At 42.6% G+C, this 21,549-nt stretch carries 23 protein-coding genes and 5 pseudogenes; 5 read left to right on the top strand and 23 right to left on the bottom strand.

Annotation, left to right across the window (positions count from 1 at the left end; all coding sequences use genetic code 11):
- Positions 1-281, top strand: a 281-nt coding sequence (locus VTH8203_RS22625; RefSeq protein ID WP_158296225.1) for an integrase core domain-containing protein, incomplete at its 5' end; no start/stop codon positions are given.
- Here the strand turns inward: VTH8203_RS22625 and VTH8203_RS24820 are convergent.
- The 14 genes and pseudogenes from VTH8203_RS24820 to VTH8203_RS22560 form a co-directional block, all read right to left on the bottom strand.
- Complete coding sequence (locus VTH8203_RS24820) at positions 200-460, bottom strand: hypothetical protein (protein ID WP_167385859.1); 261 nt, start codon at positions 458-460, stop codon at positions 200-202. The genes VTH8203_RS22625 and VTH8203_RS24820 overlap by 82 nt on opposite strands.
- Positions 461-495: 35 nt before the next feature.
- Positions 496-933, bottom strand: a complete 438-nt coding sequence (locus VTH8203_RS22620) for a GNAT family N-acetyltransferase (RefSeq protein ID WP_096995667.1) — start codon at positions 931-933, stop codon at positions 496-498.
- Positions 934-1,096: 163 nt separating this feature from the next.
- A complete protein-coding gene (locus VTH8203_RS22615; RefSeq protein ID WP_096995666.1) occupies positions 1,097-1,582 on the bottom strand; it encodes a P-loop nucleotide/nucleoside kinase family protein in 486 nt (161 codons plus the stop codon).
- A 50-nt stretch (positions 1,583-1,632) separates the two neighbouring features.
- Positions 1,633-2,274, bottom strand: coding sequence for an alanine--tRNA ligase-related protein (locus VTH8203_RS22610; RefSeq protein ID WP_096995665.1), 642 nt, complete (start codon positions 2,272-2,274; stop codon positions 1,633-1,635).
- Positions 2,275-2,281: 7 nt separating this feature from the next.
- The gene (locus tag VTH8203_RS22605) at positions 2,282-2,548 is read right to left on the bottom strand and encodes a hypothetical protein (protein WP_096995664.1); all 267 of its coding nucleotides are present in this window, start codon (positions 2,546-2,548) and stop codon (positions 2,282-2,284) included.
- A gap of 160 nt (positions 2,549-2,708) precedes the next feature.
- Complete coding sequence (locus VTH8203_RS22600) at positions 2,709-3,476, bottom strand: GNAT family N-acetyltransferase (protein WP_096995663.1); 768 nt, start codon at positions 3,474-3,476, stop codon at positions 2,709-2,711.
- Between the two features lie 52 nt (positions 3,477-3,528).
- Positions 3,529-3,846 (bottom strand): DUF4144 family protein, encoded by a 318-nt coding sequence (locus tag VTH8203_RS22595; RefSeq protein WP_096995662.1) that lies wholly within the window; start codon positions 3,844-3,846, stop codon positions 3,529-3,531.
- An 80-nt stretch (positions 3,847-3,926) separates the two neighbouring features.
- Positions 3,927-4,342, bottom strand: a pseudogene (locus VTH8203_RS22590) (GFA family protein).
- 141 nt (positions 4,343-4,483) lie between these two features.
- Positions 4,484-5,269, bottom strand: coding sequence for a hypothetical protein (locus VTH8203_RS22585; RefSeq protein WP_158296224.1), 786 nt, complete (start codon positions 5,267-5,269; stop codon positions 4,484-4,486).
- A gap of 89 nt (positions 5,270-5,358) precedes the next feature.
- Positions 5,359-5,766 (bottom strand): hypothetical protein, encoded by a 408-nt coding sequence (locus tag VTH8203_RS22580; RefSeq protein WP_096995660.1) that lies wholly within the window; start codon positions 5,764-5,766, stop codon positions 5,359-5,361.
- A 117-nt stretch (positions 5,767-5,883) separates the two neighbouring features.
- Positions 5,884-6,290, bottom strand: a pseudogene (locus tag VTH8203_RS22575) (VOC family protein).
- A 93-nt stretch (positions 6,291-6,383) separates the two neighbouring features.
- Positions 6,384-6,704 carry a hypothetical protein gene (locus VTH8203_RS22570; protein WP_096995659.1) on the bottom strand — a complete coding sequence of 107 codons (321 nt, stop codon included), beginning with the start codon at positions 6,702-6,704 and terminating at the stop codon, positions 6,384-6,386.
- Positions 6,667-7,557, bottom strand: a complete 891-nt coding sequence (locus tag VTH8203_RS22565) for an ATP-dependent nuclease (protein WP_158296223.1) — start codon at positions 7,555-7,557, stop codon at positions 6,667-6,669. Before VTH8203_RS22565 ends, VTH8203_RS22570 begins: the two co-directional genes overlap by 38 nt.
- Before the next feature lie 297 nt (positions 7,558-7,854).
- Entirely contained in the window at positions 7,855-9,477 is a 1,623-nt protein-coding gene (locus VTH8203_RS22560) for a glycoside hydrolase family 18 protein (RefSeq protein ID WP_096995657.1), read from the bottom strand.
- Positions 9,478-9,657: 180 nt separating this feature from the next.
- Between VTH8203_RS22560 and VTH8203_RS22555 the strand changes: the two genes are divergently transcribed.
- Together VTH8203_RS22555 and VTH8203_RS22550 are read left to right on the top strand one after the other, a co-directional pair.
- Positions 9,658-10,578 (top strand): IS5 family transposase, encoded by a 921-nt coding sequence (locus tag VTH8203_RS22555; RefSeq protein ID WP_096995656.1) that lies wholly within the window; start codon positions 9,658-9,660, stop codon positions 10,576-10,578.
- Between the two features lie 38 nt (positions 10,579-10,616).
- Positions 10,617-11,060 (top strand): annotated as a pseudogene (locus VTH8203_RS22550) (transposase); the annotation flags it as partial.
- A 498-nt stretch (positions 11,061-11,558) separates the two neighbouring features.
- On the opposite strand, the pseudogene VTH8203_RS22545 reads toward VTH8203_RS22550, so the two are convergent.
- From VTH8203_RS22545 to VTH8203_RS25245, 9 genes and pseudogenes are all read right to left on the bottom strand, one after another.
- A pseudogene (locus VTH8203_RS22545) lies at positions 11,559-12,241 on the bottom strand (ISAs1 family transposase); the annotation flags it as partial.
- A gap of 181 nt (positions 12,242-12,422) precedes the next feature.
- A pseudogene (locus VTH8203_RS22540) lies at positions 12,423-12,719 on the bottom strand (ISAs1 family transposase); the annotation flags it as partial.
- 413 nt (positions 12,720-13,132) lie between these two features.
- The gene (locus VTH8203_RS22530; RefSeq protein WP_062459082.1) at positions 13,133-13,396 is read right to left on the bottom strand and encodes a hypothetical protein; all 264 of its coding nucleotides are present in this window, start codon (positions 13,394-13,396) and stop codon (positions 13,133-13,135) included.
- A gap of 179 nt (positions 13,397-13,575) precedes the next feature.
- On the bottom strand, positions 13,576-14,418 hold the full coding sequence (locus VTH8203_RS22525; RefSeq protein ID WP_158296222.1) for a histidinol-phosphatase: 843 nt from the start codon (positions 14,416-14,418) through the stop codon (positions 13,576-13,578).
- A 188-nt stretch (positions 14,419-14,606) separates the two neighbouring features.
- Positions 14,607-15,251: a M91 family zinc metallopeptidase gene (locus VTH8203_RS22520; protein ID WP_096995654.1), complete on the bottom strand. Its 645-nt coding sequence runs from the start codon at positions 15,249-15,251 to the stop codon at positions 14,607-14,609.
- Positions 15,252-15,512: 261 nt separating this feature from the next.
- Entirely contained in the window at positions 15,513-16,625 is a 1,113-nt protein-coding gene (locus VTH8203_RS22515) for an NADH:flavin oxidoreductase (RefSeq protein ID WP_096995653.1), read from the bottom strand.
- Positions 16,626-16,833: 208 nt separating this feature from the next.
- Positions 16,834-19,332 carry a hybrid sensor histidine kinase/response regulator gene (locus VTH8203_RS22510; RefSeq protein ID WP_096995652.1) on the bottom strand — a complete coding sequence of 833 codons (2,499 nt, stop codon included), beginning with the start codon at positions 19,330-19,332 and terminating at the stop codon, positions 16,834-16,836.
- 154 nt (positions 19,333-19,486) lie between these two features.
- Positions 19,487-19,633 carry an ASCH domain-containing protein gene (locus VTH8203_RS25250; protein ID WP_244181301.1) on the bottom strand — a complete coding sequence of 49 codons (147 nt, stop codon included), beginning with the start codon at positions 19,631-19,633 and terminating at the stop codon, positions 19,487-19,489.
- Positions 19,626-19,820, bottom strand: coding sequence for an ASCH domain-containing protein (locus tag VTH8203_RS25245; RefSeq protein ID WP_244181300.1), 195 nt, complete (start codon positions 19,818-19,820; stop codon positions 19,626-19,628). The genes VTH8203_RS25250 and VTH8203_RS25245 overlap by 8 nt, the downstream gene beginning before the upstream one ends.
- A gap of 284 nt (positions 19,821-20,104) precedes the next feature.
- Here VTH8203_RS25245 and VTH8203_RS22500 point away from each other — a divergent pair, with 284 nt between their 5' ends.
- Together VTH8203_RS22500 and VTH8203_RS24905 are read left to right on the top strand one after the other, a co-directional pair.
- Positions 20,105-20,893, top strand: coding sequence for a phosphate ABC transporter substrate-binding protein (locus VTH8203_RS22500; protein ID WP_096995651.1), 789 nt, complete (start codon positions 20,105-20,107; stop codon positions 20,891-20,893).
- A 2-nt stretch (positions 20,894-20,895) separates the two neighbouring features.
- Positions 20,896-21,384 carry a hypothetical protein gene (locus VTH8203_RS24905; RefSeq protein WP_208617790.1) on the top strand — a complete coding sequence of 163 codons (489 nt, stop codon included), beginning with the start codon at positions 20,896-20,898 and terminating at the stop codon, positions 21,382-21,384.
- Positions 21,385-21,549 lie beyond the last annotated feature (165 nt).

The raw sequence follows: 21,549 nt of genomic DNA, 5'->3' as shown, positions 1-21,549 counted from the left end.
ATCGACAGCAGTTGTGGCGTTATCAAATCAAGCAAAGCTTATCTCGGCGAGGTAATTGCTGGGATAATAGTCCGATGGAGCGGTTCTTCAGAAGCCTAAAGACAGAATGGATACCAGTGTCGGGTTATCGGAGCTTTAGCGAAGCAAGGGAGCATATAACTCGTTACATTACTGGTTATTACAGCCAACTCAGACCCCATCAGTATAACGACGGGCTGACACCCAATGAGTCTGAACGACTGTATTGGAAAAACTCTAAAACTGTGGCCAATTTTAGTTGACCACTACACTGTAACCGATGTTCATCAATAGAGTCATCGGTAAAGAAAAACACTGACGTTTCAGCAACCTTAGCTAGCTCACATTCCGGCAAAGACAATTCTTCTCCACTTCGCTTACCAAAGTAAAATAGCGATGCGACGACAACAATCGAACCCACTACCAACACACTTTTATTCATCTTTTTATCCAAGCTGTACTGCACGACCCACGTAATTAAACGGTAGGTTCCATTTGGTACTTCATTTCAATAAGCTGATGCTCACCAACAATCTCAACTTCTCTGATATATTCAAATCCAAAGTTTACGTAGTACTTTCTTAAATAAGCGTGGGCGTGGATATCGATACATCTCACACCGATATTGTTGGCGTGTTTTATTAGGGCATGGACTATTTTTGATGCAACGCCGTCACCACGATACCCCTCAGAAACCGCTACTCGCGCCATAGTCGACGAACCGTCTTGATTCACCGTCAAACGAGCGGTCGCGACAGGCTTATCGCCATCCCAGAAGAGAGCGTGAAATGAGTCATTATCCAAACCATCCAAGTCCAACTCTGTTGGGATATTTTGTTCAAGCGTAAATACTTGATAGCGTATAGCCTGACTCATTGAGATCAGTTCAAGACTCTTACCGATAGTAACGTCCATGGTCATTCCTTTGTTTTACTTCATGGTTGGTGTGGAGTTTCCAATACCACTTGCCACTCAATGCTATGTTGTTCACCAACTTACTCAGTCAAACAAAATGCTATAGAAAATGGCACTAACACCTTGTTTATAATTACTTTTCTTACTTAAGGCAAGCTTCAGCTTATACTCTCACTATGTTCAAACCTTCATCATCCGTCGGTTCTTCAAAGCACTGCGTCACGTGATGAAACACCTCCTCAGTGTCAAAATGTGCCCTTTCAGGCTGCTCAACCCGACGCTTGCCAATTTGAACCAAACAGACCTCATCCGGTACATCGAGATAGTAAAGCTCATGAGCACATTGCACTTCAGAACATAGAGATGAAAACCACGAACGCTGTCTAACTGTATTGGCAGGAAAGTCCATGACCACATCAACGCCCACCGTTAATAAGCTCTGAACATGTGATTTAATAAAGGGTTTAATAAGAGTAGAGAACTTGATGTAGTCCTCAAACGACTGGATTTGATTGGGATAGTGTGCGGCTAACCACTCATCCTCAGAAATGCGTACCGCCCTTTGATTGGCCGCAATTAGCTTGGATTGTGTTGTCTTGCCAGCACCCATTTTTCCACAAAAGAAAATCAGTTTGCCTAAACTTTCCATGTCGTCCCCATTAGCTTAATCACACTTAGTCAAAGTTGTGGTAAAACCAACTATGTGCACAACGTTATCTCTACGCGTTCTTTGCCTTTACCTAAATTTTTACGTTTTAGCCGGATCTGTCCTACTTCAGATGTTCTATTTAAGTGGGTACCGCAGCATGGCACCTGAGTAAAGCCTTCTACTTCCCAGTATCTGCGCTCATTTTCTTTGTCAGAGAAATCACTGATAATTCTCGCGTCAGAATCAATGAGCAGCTGCGCCTCAGTTTCGACTTCCTTCAATAACGTGGTTAAGTTTTCTGGCCATTCAACGTCAATACGACTCTTATCTTGTGCAATATGAGCGCCTATTCTCACAATGCCACTACAGTGTTGATAAAGTTTTTCTAACACAACCTCCGCAGCAAAGTGCAGTTTCATTAAGGAATAGCGACGCTCCCAATCAATACACGTAACCACTGTATCTCCAACTTTAAAATCTGGCGGCGAGGCTAAGGTATAGGTAATACGTGTACCACTTGAAGTCGCCTGTAAAACGGAGACATCGTTAATCGTCCCGCGATCGCTTTCTTGTCCCCCAGCCTCTGCATAAAATATCGTGTTATTTAATTCAACGTTGTTGCCTTCAATATGAGTAACCTCGGAACGCAGCTCAGTTTGGTACGGGTTAATCCAAAATACTTTTTCAGTCATCCGCAACCTACAACTTAATATCTACGTTATTTCGAACATAAGTAGGAGTAGACAACTCCTCGTCTAAATCCTTGAACTTCGGTTGCTTTGGCATTAACTCAATAATCGAATTCAATTCCTGATAACTGATACCTACCACACGGCAGGCCGTCATGATTCCATCGATAAAACACTTTTTATCGCGTTTTAGCTGATGCTCACTGGCAGGAATCGACGCGTATAGTTCACACTCTTTAACTAACAAGGCTAGAAGTTCTTCTTTTGGTGCTTCCATAATTCAACTCGGTTATCAGACAGTCAAAAACTAGTATTAATGGTTTTGACAACAGTATGCAACACTGAGGGTAATCCTATGGCATCGCTAGCACTTTTTAGCGATGAGCAACCCATGATTACTACTAACTAACAAAGATAGCTTGGAGCACGTCACCCAATTAGCTATTAGGTGACGTATAACCCGTCGTTGTTGCCACCACTTTAAAGCCACGCTTTTCAACAATAGGCTTACTCATATCCGAGGCATCAATAGTAAGATATTTCATTCCTCTAGACTTGGCTTCAGCGATACGCTTGTTGAGCAATTGGCTATAGAATCCTTTACCTCTAAACGCTTTCACCGTACTGCCGCCCCAAATACCTGCAAATGGGCTGTTGCCATTAAACGTTAACCATGCCGATGTTACTGGATGGTCATCGACATAAATCACGTAAATGGAGATTGAACCTGGTTCCTGCTGCTTAAGCTTAAACAAGTAGTTGTATTGCCACTCATAATCGCCACCCCAGACTTGTTCTTGTACCCTGATGGCATCTCGGATACCTTTGCTATCCGAAACTTCAGTTATGAGTGAATCATCGAACGCTCCATTGTTGGCATTTTCGAGGTCCAATACCATAAAAAACTCGGTTGCCTCTTGTTGAAAACCATATTGCAACAAAATTTGGCCCAAGTTAGCAGGCGCGTCACTACTATAAGTCTTCCATTCAAAACTGAGATTTCGCTCTTGAAAATACTCAAGCTGTTCCTTAACAAGGGACTCTGCTCGTTGTTCGTCGAAATCAAAATAAGAAATGTAGCTGCCATAGTCGTCTTCAGAGACAAAGCGCGTGATTTCATCGTTAGACTCTTGCACACCATTGAACGAGTTAATGGCTTTTCGCTCAAACTCGTTATATTCCTTCATGACATTGATTTTGTTCATTGCTTCCTCAAAAGTACCAAGCTATCAGCTTGAATCCCCCCCAATCCATCTACTACTCAAACGACAGCGATTGGATAGCCTGCTCCACCGACGTAAACTGTATTTTTGTCAAACACACTTCAGCGTTTGAGAACTCGTGCTCTTGAATAAGTTGAGTAATTTCAGATAACGACAAAACAGAGTCGTTCAGTTCGAATGTATAACGTCCGCTCGCTTGGCAAATTGTGAAGCTGTGACCCTCACTATCGATCAAGCGATCAGAACTACTCCAAATCAAAAACTCTAGTTCACTCGCTAACGCTGACTCAGAGCCAAAATACATAAGCTCTGGGTCGCCCTCTAGTTTGAAAATACACGGCCATCTAACCATTGTTGTTCCTATACACCTATGCCATAAGCACTAACGATAACAGGTGAGACACGCCATTGTAGCGTTCGCTCAATAGTGCTCTAAACCTCGTCAGCAAAATACGCCATGATCTCCTCAGTGGTCATTTCCTTGGTCTCATTCGCAAAGCAATAATACCCAGGGCGCATATCACTAAAATACTGCATATCCATTTCCACCCCTTCTACGTTGGGAAACAGACCTAATGACATATTGTAATCACCGGTTGCTTTAAATTTGTAGAAAAGATGAGTCCACATTCTGTGCAAAAACCACGAGAAGCCCAAGACGATGACTGATACATTTTAACTTTATCACCACCTTCAATCTTCACTTGAGTGCCACACTTCACCGCAAAATATGGAGCACCGCCCCACTTCCTGCAGGATTGGCAATGGCACACAGTAAACTTGGGATTGACATTTTCGGCCTTGATTGTCACCGCGCCGCAAAGGCAACTTGCTTCCGTATAAGACATTGAACTACTCCAAATGTAATGACGTATTGCGTGGTCATTTGAGTGGTACGTCTACCATATTCAACCTTTGAGTCCCGTAACACGCTTTAAGTTAACTATCTAAAAGATTGAAAGTAATCGTGGTGGGTTATGCTTTTGAATCTATGGTTTTTCACCAAGTTTTTCTAGCGCATAGTCTCGAAGAACTTTAGCATTGTTTGCAAAATCTGGGTCACCGCATACGACCCCGTTATGCTTGATATCAGGATTAGAATAGACGGGAATATATTCCTCAGCGTATGACATGACCGTTCCCTTACCACCACACTGATAGGCAAACGCGTAGCTCTTGACTTTGTCTCTGTCATAAAACGGTACAACGTCGTCTAATTCATAAAGCGAAAGACCTTGCTCCGCTAATGTGTCCATGTCATGCATCGCCCATGCTAAATGGCCTAATTCATGCTCTAGGACCATCTTGGGGCAATGCATATCAACAACGAAAAATCTATCATTTGCAGACACGTCGGCTTCACCACAATACTCTAATTCAAAATCTGAATACGTTGTGCTGACAACTAATCCATAGAATTCAGAATGAGAGCGTTGAATTTGAGAGACTTTATCTTCGTAGTAATAATCGATGTAATTACCAGCGGCATAAATGTCTTGAAAAATCTCCGTATCAAAACCACTGACATAAATGATTTCTTTCAACTCGCGTTGTATCGGTATACATGAATTCTCTAGAATTTCATTCGACTTTGAAACCATGCCTTCAATAACAAATTTTACAGCAGAGTCTTCATATTCTTCTCGCAGACTTTCTGGCGCAAAAAACGTAATAGGAGTAACAAGTTTGTTGTCCATTTCACACGTCGGCAACTCAAGTTCTGAAGCAAAAGTGTGAAGACTATAAAACAGCGCTAAGATACCCATAAACTTCAAGTGACCTCCGTTTAAACGAATGCGAAGCCAAGTTGACGAACAACGGATCACGTCCAACTGAACCGTTGTAAGCCAGCTTGAATATATTGTTAAACAAGGACTTGAATGAGTCTATTCTTAACTTCTACAAATACATCGAACTCTTTTTTTGAGCGACCATTTGCTATCGTAACCCACTGAACTCCTACTTCATCGGTATGATCAAACTCTATTTTTAATTGATATCGAGAACTAAAACACGATAAAGCAAATGCGATTGGAAAAGTGACCACTAATACCACATCACCTAAGTTGATGTTGTAGTCCAACATAAAGTCACTGGTATCAAACAACCATAAGATACAAGACGCTAGGATAGAAAAAGCCAACGCCTTAAATAGGTGATAACGCAGAGTAATTTCAACCACTTCAACCGACTTAATTCGGCTCAAATAATATCTATCGTTCTTAACTAATAGCTGTCCTTCACTAATTGTAAAATCAGAATGATTAAACATATCCCTTCCTCGCTTAGGTTAAAAATGGTTTATCTAAAGCCCTAAGAACGAGTAGCACGATTATTATGTACTTTATTTCCCCATGCAATGGTGATGATCGAGGTATTTTAGCCAATATTAATTTTTGTGCTCAACTTGGCAAAAACGAAATAAATAGCCATCTGGGCTTTCGACAATAAACTGCGCTTGCATGACCGCTTTACCGTCAACTAAATAAGATTTGCTTTCCAAGGGAAGAAAGATCGAACTGGGTGCTTTAAACTGTACTGTTGAATAGAGCGCGTTGATATTACTACATCCCATTGGAAGTTTACGCCTCTTTCAAAGGGATGCTCTAAGTCACCAGTTAACCATTTTCGGGAGTTACCACCTACTCCCTCAAGCATCAACTCAACTCCCTCACGCGTTAAGTAAACGAACTCCTCTTCTTCTCGTTGGTATTTGATTGCAAAACCAAGTACGTCGACAAAGAACGTGATGTTGCCTCTGATGCTTTGACAATAGAGTTCCGGGACGACTCTCATGGTGAGTTTTCCTTTGTTTGGTGGATGCCTGATATGATATTAATGGAGAAGATGATGAGCGTAACAACTCCATAGTCGTTTGTTATGTGCGTGTTACTTCAGAAGCTCAATTAATGATGAAAGAGTTTCAGGTAACTCTTCTGGGTTAACCCTTTGAGCTATGGCTCTACCCAAAATTGGTTTTGTCATTTTCTTGCCGCCTGAATTGAGTTTACGAATTTCTTTAGAAAACTTGGCATTTTCAGCAACACATGTGGCTCGGAGATCTGAAATCGCCGTTTCTGTCCAAGTTTCGGGCACATCCTTATTGGAGCTAATCAAGTATTGCTGCCATGCTTCAAAAAGTACTCTATCACTAAAAGCGTCTTCAAATTCTTTATTGCCTACAATAAAACGGCCTTGTATCAGGAACATTTAAAGCTTCAATAACTTCATTCAACTCGTCGGTAGCATCATTGTCGAAAAGCAAGTAAATTTTTTCAGGGTCATGAATTTCTAGTATTGCCTTACAGAACCCAGGAATGTTGGTAATTCCTTTAGTATTAATTATTTTGACCAAGTTCGAACCAATTGGCTTATCAAATTGAGAAATAAAATATTCTGGCAAGAAACCTTCCTCAGTTTCTCCTTCAACAATAACTAAATGTCTAGAAAAGAAGAGATATGTATTCTCAACACCCAACGACCTCAATATTCTATTTGAAACTTCAGGCTCATCCCTTAAGAACTTAACTCTACTTACATTATCTTTATTTTCTATAAGCCTTATGTGTTTTGGTTGAATTTGATTAATAACAAAAGGAGAATGAGTGGTAAGAATAACTTGATTGCCAGCATCAGAAAAACCTTGGATGGTATCTAGTAGTTCAACTTGTGCTTTAACATGCAAATGAGTATCAGGTTCATCTAATAAGTAGATAATCGATGAATCACCTTCGATTATACTTTGCTCCTTTTTATACTCCAACAGTGCCATAGATATTCTACGTTTAGTGCCGTATCCTTTTTTGCTAATATTTATTTCATTATCACCTTCAAGAAATTGTACTTTTGCATCAACACTTAAATCTCTAGATTGATATAAGGGAGTAATTTTCATATCAGCATCTTCACCGAAGAACATTCTTATCTTAGTTAATATCCCATCATTTCTGATTTTTTCAGTTACTTCGTTCGAATATGCTTCAATTTTACTTTGAACAAACTCTTCTACAGTTAAATCGTCCGTGACCTTTTCTGACCAAATGCTGCTTTGTTTTTCTTTCAAAAATACGGTTTGAAAAATGAAGGGACATTTTCAAAATGATTACCGTCAAGCTGAATATTATTAAAACTAGGAAAGCGTGCCCCTTCTACTTCAAGAGGACCATCTTGGTTTAAAAAACAATGCACTGAAAGTGTGGAATGATATAAATTCCAAATAGGAATAATGTCAGAATTATGGAATTGTATAATAAAAACAATGATTAAAATTTGTTTGCAAATAGCTTATTATCGATACGATAAAAATAATGATCTGCCGCGCCTCTTAAAAGATTAGCGGCAGAACTCTCTAGTGATTTAATTACTCGTTGCCCAATTGAATTGATTTGATAACAACTGGAGAACTACTAGTCACTGTGTCACTAAAATCTAATGAAGTTCCGTCAGTAAAGTTTACTTTTAACGTCAAAGTATCACCAGAAGTAAGTGTCGTACCTGTGTATGCTGCATCAATATCAAGATTGACAATATTTTCTGATCGAATAATGACATTTGACACTTGGTTAGAATCAATTACCAACTTATTACGATAACCGGAAGCTAAGATTTCTCCCGTATTCTCATTATCTTCATTACTTGTGACAAATGCATAGTCGAGATTCGCGTTGTTAACAGCTCTAGCTAGAATAACTGTCCAACGCCATGGCTTAGTCCAGTAAACGTTACTAATGTCGAAGCTAACTGTATCAACTGTGTCATCGTTTAGTACAAAGTCAATATGATATAGGTTTCCAGGAGCTGGCTCTCCAAGACCATTACGATTCAATAGCTTTTGATCAACTCTTGAATAGACATTAAATGCAGGCTCAAGTACGGGATCCGTTGAAACGTTGTCACCATAGGCTTGGATAACCGCGTTATAATAATCTACTTGATCAGAAAAAGAAAGATTTTCGGTGCTAGCACCAAAAGCCCAAACAAAAGTGCCACCATAACCATTCGTCGATTGCCAAGAACCTCTTTCAAGGTTATTTTCCCTTGTCTCAACAAAATTACCTCTTGGATCTTGATCCTTTGGAGCCCATTGAGCATTGATAGTAACCCCTAGTACTACTTTGCTGGCGTCACCAACAGCTTGAGCATAATTTTTCATAGCCTGTTTGTAGTCGAAGTTCTTCCCAGCGTCGTAGGCCATTACGTTAAACATATCAAAAAGATCTTTGCCTTGCGTAAGAGCTGGAAGTACTTCGCCATGGTGTGAAGAGCGTTGGTCTTCGGTGTATGAGCAACCTTCAAATACGGAATTATCAGCACAATTTACTGGGTCAGCACCGACATGATAAGTGGTCAAGGATAGAATTGTGTCAGGCTTTCTTTGGCGAAGATCACTGATCAATTTGATCAAATTTTCATTTTCTTCCTCTGTGATTCTGGCAGCTTTTTCAAAATCGAAATCCAATCCGTCGAGCTGAACTTCTCCCACAAATTGATAGTTACTGTAATTACAGCTGCCATCCCAATTAGTGTCAAGACATGTAAGAACCTCCTCTGGAGAGGCGTTCTTTTTATACACTGGGAACTTGGTATCGAGCACACCAACAAGTTTGTCGACCAAAATATCACGGTCTTCATCTGTTGTTATGTAGTCCCATATCTGTTCGTAAGTCTGGCCACCAAACGCTATTAAATATTTTCTTTCTGGTGATTTAAACTTATCTTGAGTCCAAAATATGTAACCAGATTGCATCCAATATGGATCATATTCTGGAACAGTAGCGATCCCATCTGATGTCTTGATATTTAAATTTGCATCCCACTCACCAAATGACAACAAAATATGATTCGCATTGGATTTTTCCATTGCAGTGGCGTCTTCCGGCAGCCCCCAAGATGTCAGATAAGCTGTACTGATAGGCTCAGAAGAGTGCGCGGCTAACGTTACTGATGAAAGCAACGCAATAGATGTATATTTCCATATAGCCATAATAAGCTCCATTTATTGATAGAATTAACAACTAGCACCATTCTATAACATGCTAATTGCGAGGTGTACAAACCGGAGGGGCATAATTTGTGACTTATATCGGCTTTGTTGCTTAAATCGATGGAACTAAATCTAGCATTTACGATCTGATCGGCTACATCCATCAATCATTGTAGCCCCATGCCTAAACCTCGTTACAAAACAACTAACTGGAAGCAGTACAACAAAGCCTTGATCAACCGTGGCTCTCTGACCTTTTGGATTGACGAGGAAACGATAGCTGAGTGGAAGCAAAACAAACAAGGCAAGCGTGGTAGACCTCGCCGATTCAGCGACTTAGCCATTACTACCGCACTGATGGTGAAACGCATTTTCTCTATGCCATTGAGAGCGCTACAAGGTTTTCTAGACTCTGTCTTTAGCCTGGCTAACATCCCGCTTGTTTGCCCGCACTACACCTGTATAAGCCGCCGAGCTAAGGAAGTTGAGGTTTCATTTAAAACCAAAACCAGAGGAGCAATACAACACCTGGCAATTGATGCAACTGGCCTCAAGGTTTATGGCGAGGGTGAATGGAAAGTCAAGAAGCATGGTACTGATGGGAAGCGCAGAGTCTGGCGTAAACTGCATATTGCAGTAGATACAAGCACTCACGAAATAGTCGCAGCAGAGCTGAGTTTATCTGGCGTAACCGATACGGAAGTGCTCCCCAACTTACTCAAGCAGACGCGTCGTAAACTCATTGAAATATCAGGTGATGGTGCTTATGACACAAGGAATTGTCATGATGCGATACGGATTAAGCGAGCGGTTGCGCTTATCCCACCACGAGAAGGGGCTGCATTCTGGGAACAAGGACACCCTCGCAATTTAGCAGTAGGTTGCCAGAAGCTCTACGGCTCCAACAAAAAGTGGAAAAAGCGGTATGGCTACCATAAAAGCTCGCTATCAGAGACAGCAATGTATCGGGTGAAACAGTTGTTAGGTGGGAAATTAAGCTTGAGAAATTACAATGCTCAGGTTGGCGAGACTTACGCAATGATCAAAGCGCTGAATAAGCTTACAGGGCTAGGTATGCCTAAAACTCAGTATATCGCATAATAACCGAACAGCTTTGGGCTGCCATGTCTTCCAACCGAATTAAGCAACAAAGCCGTTTACCAAGCAAGTGGTTCGTTGACTGCCGATGCGTAGGGGAAGGAAAGCCTGCGTTAGAATATCTCTCGCGCTACCTGTATCGAGGCGTGTTACCCGACCACGACATCATCCAGATAAAACAAGAGTCTGTGACGTTCCGATACAAAGAGAGTCAAACTCAGCAATGGAAACAGCGAACACTGCCAACGCTCAAGTTCTTACTGCTCATCTTGCAACACGTCCTGCCTAAAGGGCTGCAACGAGTGCGTGATTATGGCTTCTTGCGAGGGCAAGCTCGGCAAACACTTGGCCGTATACAACTGTTACTACTTGGACTGTTTTACTCGTTGCCAAACCTTGAACCCGTCACAAAGAGCAAAGCCCCACGCTGCTGTCCTTGCTGTCAACATGAGATGGCCTGTGTGGGGTTCACTCGACCGAGATAGCCGAAAGGCATCCAATAATAAGGATAATGGCCGTCATCAACAAGATAAGGAAAAACAGCCGCTAAGAACCAACATTAGCCAGTTAACCCATTGATAAGGCGGAACTCTCCACCTTGCAATACCTGCGCTCGCCTTGAGAAAAGCATCAAGGCCGCCCCCCTTCTAGAGCAGATCGCACAATTTACTTATATAGAGGCTCGGGCTTGTTCAACACTTGGGATTTAACGTTGGCTACGCAACGCTTAATCCTTATTTGTTATGGGTATTTACTCCAAAGTAGAGCAAATGCACTCAGTGTAAATGCGTCTGTCACAAGACCTGACACAATTTGGCGTTGAATATCATCCCTAGCTATAGTGATAACGCCATTTACTTCAGTATCGTGCGAGCCTGATATTTGACTGTCTCCAATACGAGCATAGAATATGTCGACACTGGAAGCTAAAATTGCAGAATTAGGTTTAATTGTCCCTCACGGAAACCGCATGAACATCACCGTCACGTAAGGCTTACAAGAACCTTACTTAGGTAGTTTTCGTCCATTGCGCAGTTCTGCGCTTGCGTTTAATACCGCCTTTAAAGGTGGTTTCGCTCTTTAATAGGTTCAAACACATCTGTCTGATCCTTGCAAAAGCCTCTGCCCGATCCTCCGCTCTTATACGAGAATTATCCTCACAAAATGCAGTATCAAGAGACCAGTGCATCACCTCTACACCCCAGTGAGAACGTGTCGCTTCAAGTAACGTTTGAGCTTCTAATTCTTTAGAGCATATGTAGTATCGAATACTCACATCTTGCTCTGTTGCTACAGCCGATTCTTGGCGAATCGAAGCCACGATACCCATCGTTTTTAACTCGGGCCATTCATGCTCAATATCACCTAAAACCGACAAATCGCGGTTCACTAGAGCTACTCTCGTTTCCATTCGTCCGTGACTTTTTTCTTGTGTGCTGTAAGAGCTGCCATCGAAATTTTGAAGCATATCCATACGAAAATAATCATCAAAGGCTTGTTCTAACATTCCCTGATTGCCTTTCACTGCCAACAAATAATCCGCTTCTTTATCGAGGATTTTTTGCGCTATTTTCTTTTGGCATCCCATAGCATCAAGAGTAACTAAACAACCTTTTACGTCTAGCAGCTCAAGTAGCTTGGGGATCGCGGTAATTTCATTACTTTTAGTTATTGATGGTTTTCTAATTTAGCAAAGTCATTGAAACATTTCTGTCCAATCTTTATTGTCATATATTAAAGTCTTGTTGCTAGTAACGCCTCTCAAAATGATCAAATTTTAGTGGTTATACTGTTATGGGGAGCTTGAAATAGGCACATTTCAGATCAAACTATATTGTTTTCGACATATGGCAGTCCTTCATCCAGGCAATAAAGCTTCTTTGCAACGCTGCAGGATTAATCATACCCATCACACGAGCCAGCGTATCCGCAGAGGGAATACCAGCTTCAAAGTGACCATATCGTTTAAGGAAATCTAAGCGAGCATTGCCAAAATCAATGATGCCATCCCAACCGTCATGCCCCGACAAAACGCCACAAACTGTCAGCAAAATAATGTCTGATAATTTGTGCTCTACTTTGCTTTCTTGTCGATAGTCTTTAATGATTTGGAAGTGCATAAATGGGTTGGTTAACTCGCTCATATTTAAGCTCCTATATTGTCTAGGAGCTATTACAAAACAACAGGAATGATCTACAAGACGATCTTAGATTTCATTAGGTTACATTTGAAAACTGAGAGTAATGAGGCATTGGTAACTAATTCCAAGCATCACCACAGCCCTTATATATCAACGACCTTCATGCGGTTTCCCTGCGTACCAATACGACGACGTGGTCAGTGTTTTTTCCGCAAACACTGCAATAACGGTTTTCTCTTTTTTCCATCACGGCTACCGCACTCTTTTTAGCAAGAGCAAGCTGTTGATTTTGTTAAAGTCTGTTAATGAGCGTTACTTTATGAAATTGTGGCGAAGGATACTGTTAACTTGGTTGCATAATTGATATGCAACCAATGTCGATTATTCGTACATAGGTGAGATGGGACTGATTTTAGCTAACGCTTTTCACAGTCTTTCTTGTTTTTGATGAGATTAGTGAGTGCGGTGGCTTCGGTGCGCTCTGCGTCTTGGTAGGCTTCGAAAACGTCGCCGTTGTGGTAGCCCATAATGTGTAGCGTGACTTGTATGATAAAAGTGAAGAAGCCGATAATCAGAGTCAGAAAAGGAGCTACGCCAAATTGTTCAAACCACAATAACGCAGCGGAAATCATAACGACAACCAATGCCGTTATGGCTTTGTTTTTACTAGACAGTGTCATACAACCACCACTCTACTTTTAGCTTGAGTTCATCCTAACGTCAATGCGTTGCACATAATTGGGATGAGTTCACGAAGCCGAAATACAGAGTCCGGAATAGGAATAACTGTGAGCTAAGCCGCTTTACAACATACTTTACAATTGAGGCTTTAAAATTAGGTTTAAAAGCGGCGCTGCTATTAAAGAATAGACACATCCTGCCATTTGCCATCAAGTAAGATACGCTGCTGTTGATACCCCGCTTCTAATAGGATTTCTCGACACTTTTCGTGATACACACCTAAGTGATGAGGCGCGTGAGCGTCAGCGTTAATCTGTACTGGGATATTCTTTGCTTTAGCATGCTTAAGTAGCCAAGGAGATGGATAAACATCGTCGGTTGCGCCGCGCAGCATACCACCATAATTAACCTCCAATATCACGCCAGCCTTTGCAACTGCGTCTAGTGTGGCAATGGCGATCTCTTGGTACCAGCTATCTTGTTCATCAAAGAAAGCGAGCGCTTTATTGTGCTTTTTGACCAAATCGTAGTGGCCTAAAATATCAAACCCACCAGCTTCGCATAACTCTCGAACGCGCTGGTAATAGACTTCAATCATCGAGCGCGCACTGCCGTTGTGCACTTCATCCAACAACACTTTAAGTTCATCGTGTGGCCCGTCCACGCTTAGCATAGAATAACGCTCGTTTGGGGCGTCTAATGTATGAACCGAGCCAATCTTATAGTCGAGGGGATACGCGTCCCACTTCGTATCGCTTGGCGCAGTCAAACCAACGATAAAGTCGATTTCTAATCCTAAATACACGTCAATGTCAGAACGATCTTTTTGCTGTTTAATGTCGGCAATGTAGGCCTCTAGGTTTTCCGCTAACATGCAGAAATCGTTGCCGAAAGGCAAAGGAGCGTGAGAGCTAAAGCCCACCGATTTAAAACCAAGGGATACGGCTTTATCCACCATCTCTTTTGGCGCTCCTTTCCCATCACAATAGTGACAATGCATATGGTAATTGCTTAATAACATGGTTGACTCTCCAAACCCGTTAATCCTTATTTTAGCTATGGATATAGTAACCCTGGTTATCATCCAAGCAAGCGATAACTGCATTGGTTCAATGTTGATTTTGTAAAGGGGTATGATGAGCCAGCGCGCAAAAGTAAAGCCACAGTGTAAACACCGCGGCTCTTATCTCACTGAATAGCAATAAAGAATTAGAAGTACTGAGTACGCTCCGATAAGCCGAATTGACGGCGGAAGCAGTTTTCACTCATTGGATTGTTGGAGTATTTTCCTAACCCGGTTGTCCGGAGTTCTTCATCTTTCCCATCCGTCTTTGTACCTTGAAGACAATGGAGCGAATGAATGAGCTCGTGAGCAAGTACGACATAAGGCTCCGCTTTTTCACCTTTGCGCGTCATCACCTGCACGTTAGTAAAATGCATATAACACACTGAGCCAGTGCCGTTGGTGGCTGCGGTTTGATTGACGGCGGAGTTATGACTACCACCAGCCATCCAGAACGGACAACCTTGGGGAGCAAACCTTGCTTGATTACTCGCAGTCATGCCCGTAACGTTTGCTTGACCATCGCTGCCATAGAGCACATCACGCTTAAAGCCACTTTGAGTGAAGTTAAGGTGTGTTGGCACACAAATAACGTTGATGTTGTTAGGAAACGACCCCCGCGCCGCAGGCTTAGCCGCTTGAATTTCAGAGAGCAGCGATTTGCCCGCTGATACTTGTTTAAGTTTTCTTAGGTTTTCTTCCATGATTGGTCGAAAAAAAGGATTTTTGCTTGGATCGTACTGAACAGCGAATCCGGGTAAGTTATTAAGTAATTGCGTAATTAATGCCATAGCTTACCTCTATTTGAATACTCGACTACTCACTCAATGTTCATCCTGAACCGATCATTGCGATGATCGTATTGAGTTAATACTTAGTGTAGTCACTATTCAGAGGTTGTAGGCATAAAATGGAATTTTTCGTGCTAGATCATGAAGATTGGTATATCGACAAGAGCCAGTGGCATTCTGGCTCCTATACGCTAATTCTGTTTGGGGCTAAGTTTACACAGCGACTTGGTTAGCAAATAGCGACGTTACGTAGCGGTAAGATTACATAGCGGCAAGCGCAACTTTTCTTTCCTTATTCACCACACAGAAGTTACCGCGCTTAGTACGACATTTTGAGCAGCGCTCGCACTCGACTGGCGAGCGATCGCCCTGTTTCCAACGTTTAACTAGATTAGGCTCAGATAACAGTGGACGCGATAATGCGAAATACTCAATACCCGTGTTTTTTGCAATAGATTCAATCGCGCCAATATCCGTCAAACCACCAACCGTAATCACAGGTACGTTCACTTCTTGGCTGATCGCATGACCGTATTCGTGGAAGTAACCTTCTTCTTGAATGGTATAACCATCGTGAGTTTCGCCCACCATAGTATTGGCTTTACCGTGAATGTTGCCAGAGATCACCAACGCATCAACGCCCATTAATTCTAGCGTTTTGCACACCACACGCGTTTCATCGAAGGTCAAGCCACCCTCAAAAAACTCTGTGGCCGTCAACTTAACTAGTATTGGAAAATCGTTACCAACCTGCTCGCGGCATGCTTGATAAATCTCCACCAATAAACGCATGCGGTTTTCCAAGCTACCGCCATACTCGTCATCACGACGGTTATAGTATGGGCTTAGAAACTGGTTAATTAGATAGGTGTGTGCCCCATGAAGCTCTACCCCATCAAAGCCTGACTGTTTGGCTCTTAATGTGGCGTTGGCAAAGGCATCAACAATGTAATCGATGTCCGCTTTAGTCATCGCTTTGCCTTGAGTTTTCGTCCCCATTTCAGGGACATCACTTGGAGCAAAAATCACTCGCTCGCCCACGTTGTAAGTAGTTTTTGTACCGCCATAAGCCAGCTGCATTACGATCTTTGAGTCGTGCTGATGAACCAAGTCGGTCAGTTTTTGGTACTCGTGAATAAAGGAATCATCGTAAATCCCCATCATGCCAGCATTGGGTTTTTCTTCTTTTACGATATTGGCATAGCCAGTCACAATAAGACCTACCTCACCTTGGGCAAGTTCGTCATAAATGGCGTACAGTTTGTCGGTCATATGACCGTCTTCTGTCGCCATGTTTTCCCAAGTTGCACTTCGCATGAAGCGGTTTTTTAGCACCAAATTGCCGATGCGACTCTCTGTGAACAAGTGGCTCAACTCCAATCTCCTCAATGTATTGTTATGCTTATTATTGGTATAAAAAGTGAGGCGAGATAATACAGAGAATGCACAAGGCAAAACTTAATCTAGATTAATATATTGGCGTGCACCCGTGGAAAATTTGGTTACTGCATCAGAATACAGCCGCAGGGCAAGTCGGCGAAAAATGACCACTTAACTCGCTTACATTGATGACAGTGCCACGCTAGGCACTGGTACGACTTACTAAGTTTGAATCATCCTCATTTGTCCGGCAATGAGGAATCCATCGTTCTAGGGATTCTCCTAGCGCTTTAGTGTTAATAGGTTTGGACATATAGTCATCCATCCCTGCTTCTATGCATTTATCTCTGTCGCCTTGTAGTGTATTTGCCGTCATCGCGACAACCGGAACTGAGTGGTTAATGTTGATATTATGAGTATTCCGTATCTCCCTCGTTGCTTCATAACCGTCCATTTCTGGCATTTGGCAGTCCATATAGACAAGGTCATAGTTGGTAGGTGTTCTCAGTGCAGCAAGCGCTTCAATACCATTTTTGGCTTTATCAGCTTTAACCCCAAATTTCGACAATAGCGATTGCAGCACGACTTGATTGGTGGTGACATCATCCACAATAAGAATACGTGCGTTGTATTGCGCTTTCTTCTCTGGGGTGTGCCGTGTTACGAACGCCTCTCTCTCATCATCGCCCGACAATCCCGATACTTTCTCTAAAACACTCAACAGGTCAGCTTGCTGCATCGGTTTGGTAAGATAACCGCTAAATCCCGCCTTTTGCATTTTCTTCGCGTCACCACGCTGAACTACAGATGAGAACATCACTAAGCGAGTGTCATTGTAGTTGGGGTTATCTTGAATCTGTTTGGCAAGCTCAACGCCATCCATATTTGGCATTTGATAGTCGAGAATGGCAATGGTAAAAGGTCGCTGCTGTCTGTGGTTGTCGGCTAAAACTATTAACGCTTCTTCACCACTGTTGGCGACTTGGTACGGGATTCCCCAACGCGCGAAGATCTGCTCGAGTAAACTGCAATTCGTATCGCTATCGTCCACCACCAAAATACGCTGTTTTTTCAAATCACCCGTAGGCAGATAAATCACCGACTGTTTGGAGGAATTCTCAAGGCAGACGGTAAACCAGAACGTCGACCCTTTGCCTACTTCACTACTAACACCTATATCGCCATTCATAATGTCCGTTAAGCGTTTACTGATGGAGAGCCCCAAACCTGTTCCCCCATATTTTCGTGTGGTTGAACTGTCTGCTTGGGAGAAGCGCGAAAACAGTTTTTGTTGCTTTTCCTCACTAATTCCGATGCCTGTGTCTCTAATCTCAAAGCGCAATATACTGTCAGTTAATCGCTTTTCTTCGACGGTCACATACACCGCTACTTCACCTGTGTCGGTAAATTTAATCGCATTACTAACGAGATTATTGAGAACTTGACGAATACGCCCAGAATCGCCTTTAAAGCAATGATCCATAACGGGCGTCGCTGGACATATCAATTGAATGCCTTTTTGCTCAGCGGAAAAATACAGCATCGCCCCGACCTCTTCCACTACTTCGCCCAAGTCAAAATCGATGATCTCTAGATCGATTTTGCCCGCTTCAATCTTCGAAAAGTCAAGAATATCGTTAATAATAGAGAGCAGAGACTCCGCACTGTTTTTCGTCGTCTCGGTCATCCTCACTTGTTGTTCATTGAGCTTAGTGTCGAGCAATAGGTTAGTCATACCAATGACACCATTCATTGGCGTCCGAATTTCATGACTCATGGTGGATAAAAACTCGCTCTTAGCTTTAGCGGCGGCTTCAGCACGTTCACTTTCGTCACGAAGTTTTCGGTTATATTCCTTCATTTTTTGGTCGTTTTTCAACAGGCTGAAGGTCATATCTCGAAAACTAGAGGTTAACATGGCGAATTCGTCTCTACCTTTCACATGACGACTGCGGGTCAGCGTTTCTAATCCGTTCTGAAGCTGCCCTTTAGCAACTAGCTGGGTTGCGCAGATAAGCGTATCCATCCTTTGTTTCACTCGTTTCGAGCTCCAACCCGCCACGAATAGTGAAATCATTGCAGCGAAAAGTGTTCCCAAAAGCAAGACCAGTGAGGTTTGATTTGCGGACTGAGAGGAGGCTTTACTTCTAATAGTAATCAGTTGCTGCTCAATTTGAATAAACGTTGCAAACTCGACTCGCATTTCATCAATAATACGTTTGCCCTCTTTCTGCTGGGCAAGGTCTTGAATACTATCTGGCTCGGCCAGTCCATTCTCCAACAAGCGTCTTTGGATGATGACTTTATCGGCAACGTCTCGAAGCCAAGTATTATGCAAGTTATCGATTCTGGCCAGTCGCTCTACTTGAACTGGGTTATCACTCACCTGTTGCGACAACGTGGTGATTTTTTTATCCCACACCTCTAACGACAAATAAAACGGTTCAAGAAACACTTCATCGCCAGTAAGCAAAAAACCCCGTTTACCCGTTTCCATATCGACGGTGAGACTCAGTAGCTCCTGTGCACGACCAATGGCTTTATGCGTGTGCTCAACCCAACGCGCGTCTTCTACCATAGATTGGGTGTTTTGAAACACAGCGACAGACACGACAAACATTAATAGAACAGGCACTAAAAAGCTAAATAACAGCTTCTTTATAAATGAGATGTCATCGAACCATCGATTGAGACTGGGCATAATCAACCTATTGCTATAGAGGTAATTGTAATTAGTCTAGGATAGTTATTTTAAATTGTAAGGCAGACGATTCAGGTTTGACCGGTAATAGTTTGAATTAATGGTTAAAAACTGAGCATTACCACTCACTTTTCATCTTTTAAGAGGCGATATTTTATTCGTCATCAACCATTCGAATCTCAATAGCAAAACTGCCGTGTTTGGGGATCATCTCCTTATACTCATGGAGGCTGTAGAGCATTTCGATGCCCTCTTCTATGGTATCGCAGAGTTTGGAAAGCACCTGCATACCTTCACTCATCAGCAGCGCTTTTGGATCCACATACTGGCGGACCAGAGATCACTTGAAACGCGATTCTATCTCCCGGCATCAGTTTGTCGTATTGAATCACTTCATAGCTGTTGTTGGTACGAATCTCTACCTTCTTGGTACCTGAACGAATTGCATCTAAGGGTGCTTGATAGATCTCTAATGGGTATTCAGTCATTGGTTGCTCATCCTCTATGTTGGCCTGGTAACGTTAAGATAGAACTGGTTGTTCTCAAGCGCCATTCCACCTTATCAATACATTTGCCAGAGACAGTCTAAACCAAGCTTAAATCATAAACATTTATGATTTAAATCAAACACTAATCATCAGTTCTGTCTAGCAACCACATAGTTTTCAAAAACGATTCAGCGTAACCTAGATTGGTTAATTTGACATGATTGACACCGAATACATTCCGTGATTTGTCCCTTATGTTTTCGATTCAAGACAAAGGAGTAGTTATGCGCTTTAAAACTGGTTTCATCAGACTGTTAGCCTGTAGTCTGTGTTTTATTCCAGTCGTTAGTCAGGCTGCAGATACCGATACATTTGCTGGCCAATCAGGCACCATTAATATTGCGGGCGGTACCGCTCATATTCCCGTCATGAAGCTCGCATCGCGCGCCATTATGAAATCCAACCCCGATATTCGTATCACCATCGCTGGAGGTGGTTCTGGTGTTGGAGCACAGCAAGTTGCCAAAGGTTTGGTTGATATCGGCAATACCGGCCGCGCACTCAAACCTAGTGAAGCTGAGCAGGGTTTGGTCACCTTCCCTTTTAAAGACCTAACCCAACAGCAAGTTATCGACATTTATTCTGGAAAAATCACCAACTGGAAAGCGCTGGGTGGTGAAGACCGTTCTATTAATCTATTTACCCGCGATGAAGCCAGTGGCACACGTGCGGTATTCTTTAAGAAAATGCTCAACAGTACTGCTATCGTAACTAACGCCAACGTTATCCCATCAAATGGTGCCATGAAAACCGCCATTGCCCGTGACCCTGGCGCCATTGGCTATAGCAGTGTTGGTTACATCGATGACACAGTGAAAGCCCCTGCGCTCGATGGTGTTCATCCAACCAACGAAGCTTGTGCATCTGGCGAATACAAAATCGTTCGCAAATTGTATATGAACACCAAAGGCGAACCTCAAGGTTTGGTGAGCGAGTTTGTCGATTATATCTATAGTCCTCAAGGCGCAGAGTACATCAGCGCATCCGGTTATATCCCATTAAGCAAGCTTTAACTATGCGCCATTTGGTTGCACCTGAGCGGGTACTACTTTCACTAGTGATGGTAGTGCTCGTTTTGATGTCATTATTGTTTGGCTTTCTGTTTTGGTTTGCATTACCTGTTGTTACTGACCCAAGCATCGCCGTCTTTTCTCTTCAATGGCAACCGGATCAAGGACACTATGGCATTTTACCCATGGTATTCGGCTCCGGTGTCCTTGCTATTGCCGCCAGTTTAGTTGCCTTCCCTTTTGCTCTTGGCATTGCCAGTTCCTGCCAATATAGCCGTTACCAACCTATCGCTATTTGGATTCGCCGCTTAGTCAGGCGGCTCTTCTCCGCTTTGTTGAGTCATAACGCAATACTTATGACTTCTACCATACTGACTAATAACCCTTTTTTAGTCAGTATGGATGAATCCTATTTTGACCCAGTTACTTTCTCAGCTTTTACATATTCAGGGGCGTGCGACGTGAAGTCGTATGAAGCGCTGTTCACCGCTTAACGAGTGAACCATCTGTATCACCAGATGAACCTAGGAGCCTGAATAAAGTAGCGGCTCTGACAATGTAACGAAGGTTGGCATTTGCCAATCGGGATCTAAATCGTGAGAGGACGATCCTCCTGATAACCACAAAATCGGGTGAGTGCTAGGTAGTCAGCATGATGA

This window comes from Vibrio thalassae (assembly GCF_900089835.1).
Lineage (GTDB): Bacteria > Pseudomonadota > Gammaproteobacteria > Enterobacterales > Vibrionaceae > Vibrio > Vibrio thalassae.
Note: the sequence above shows the minus strand (reverse complement) of the source record. Positions and strands in the feature narration are given on the sequence as shown.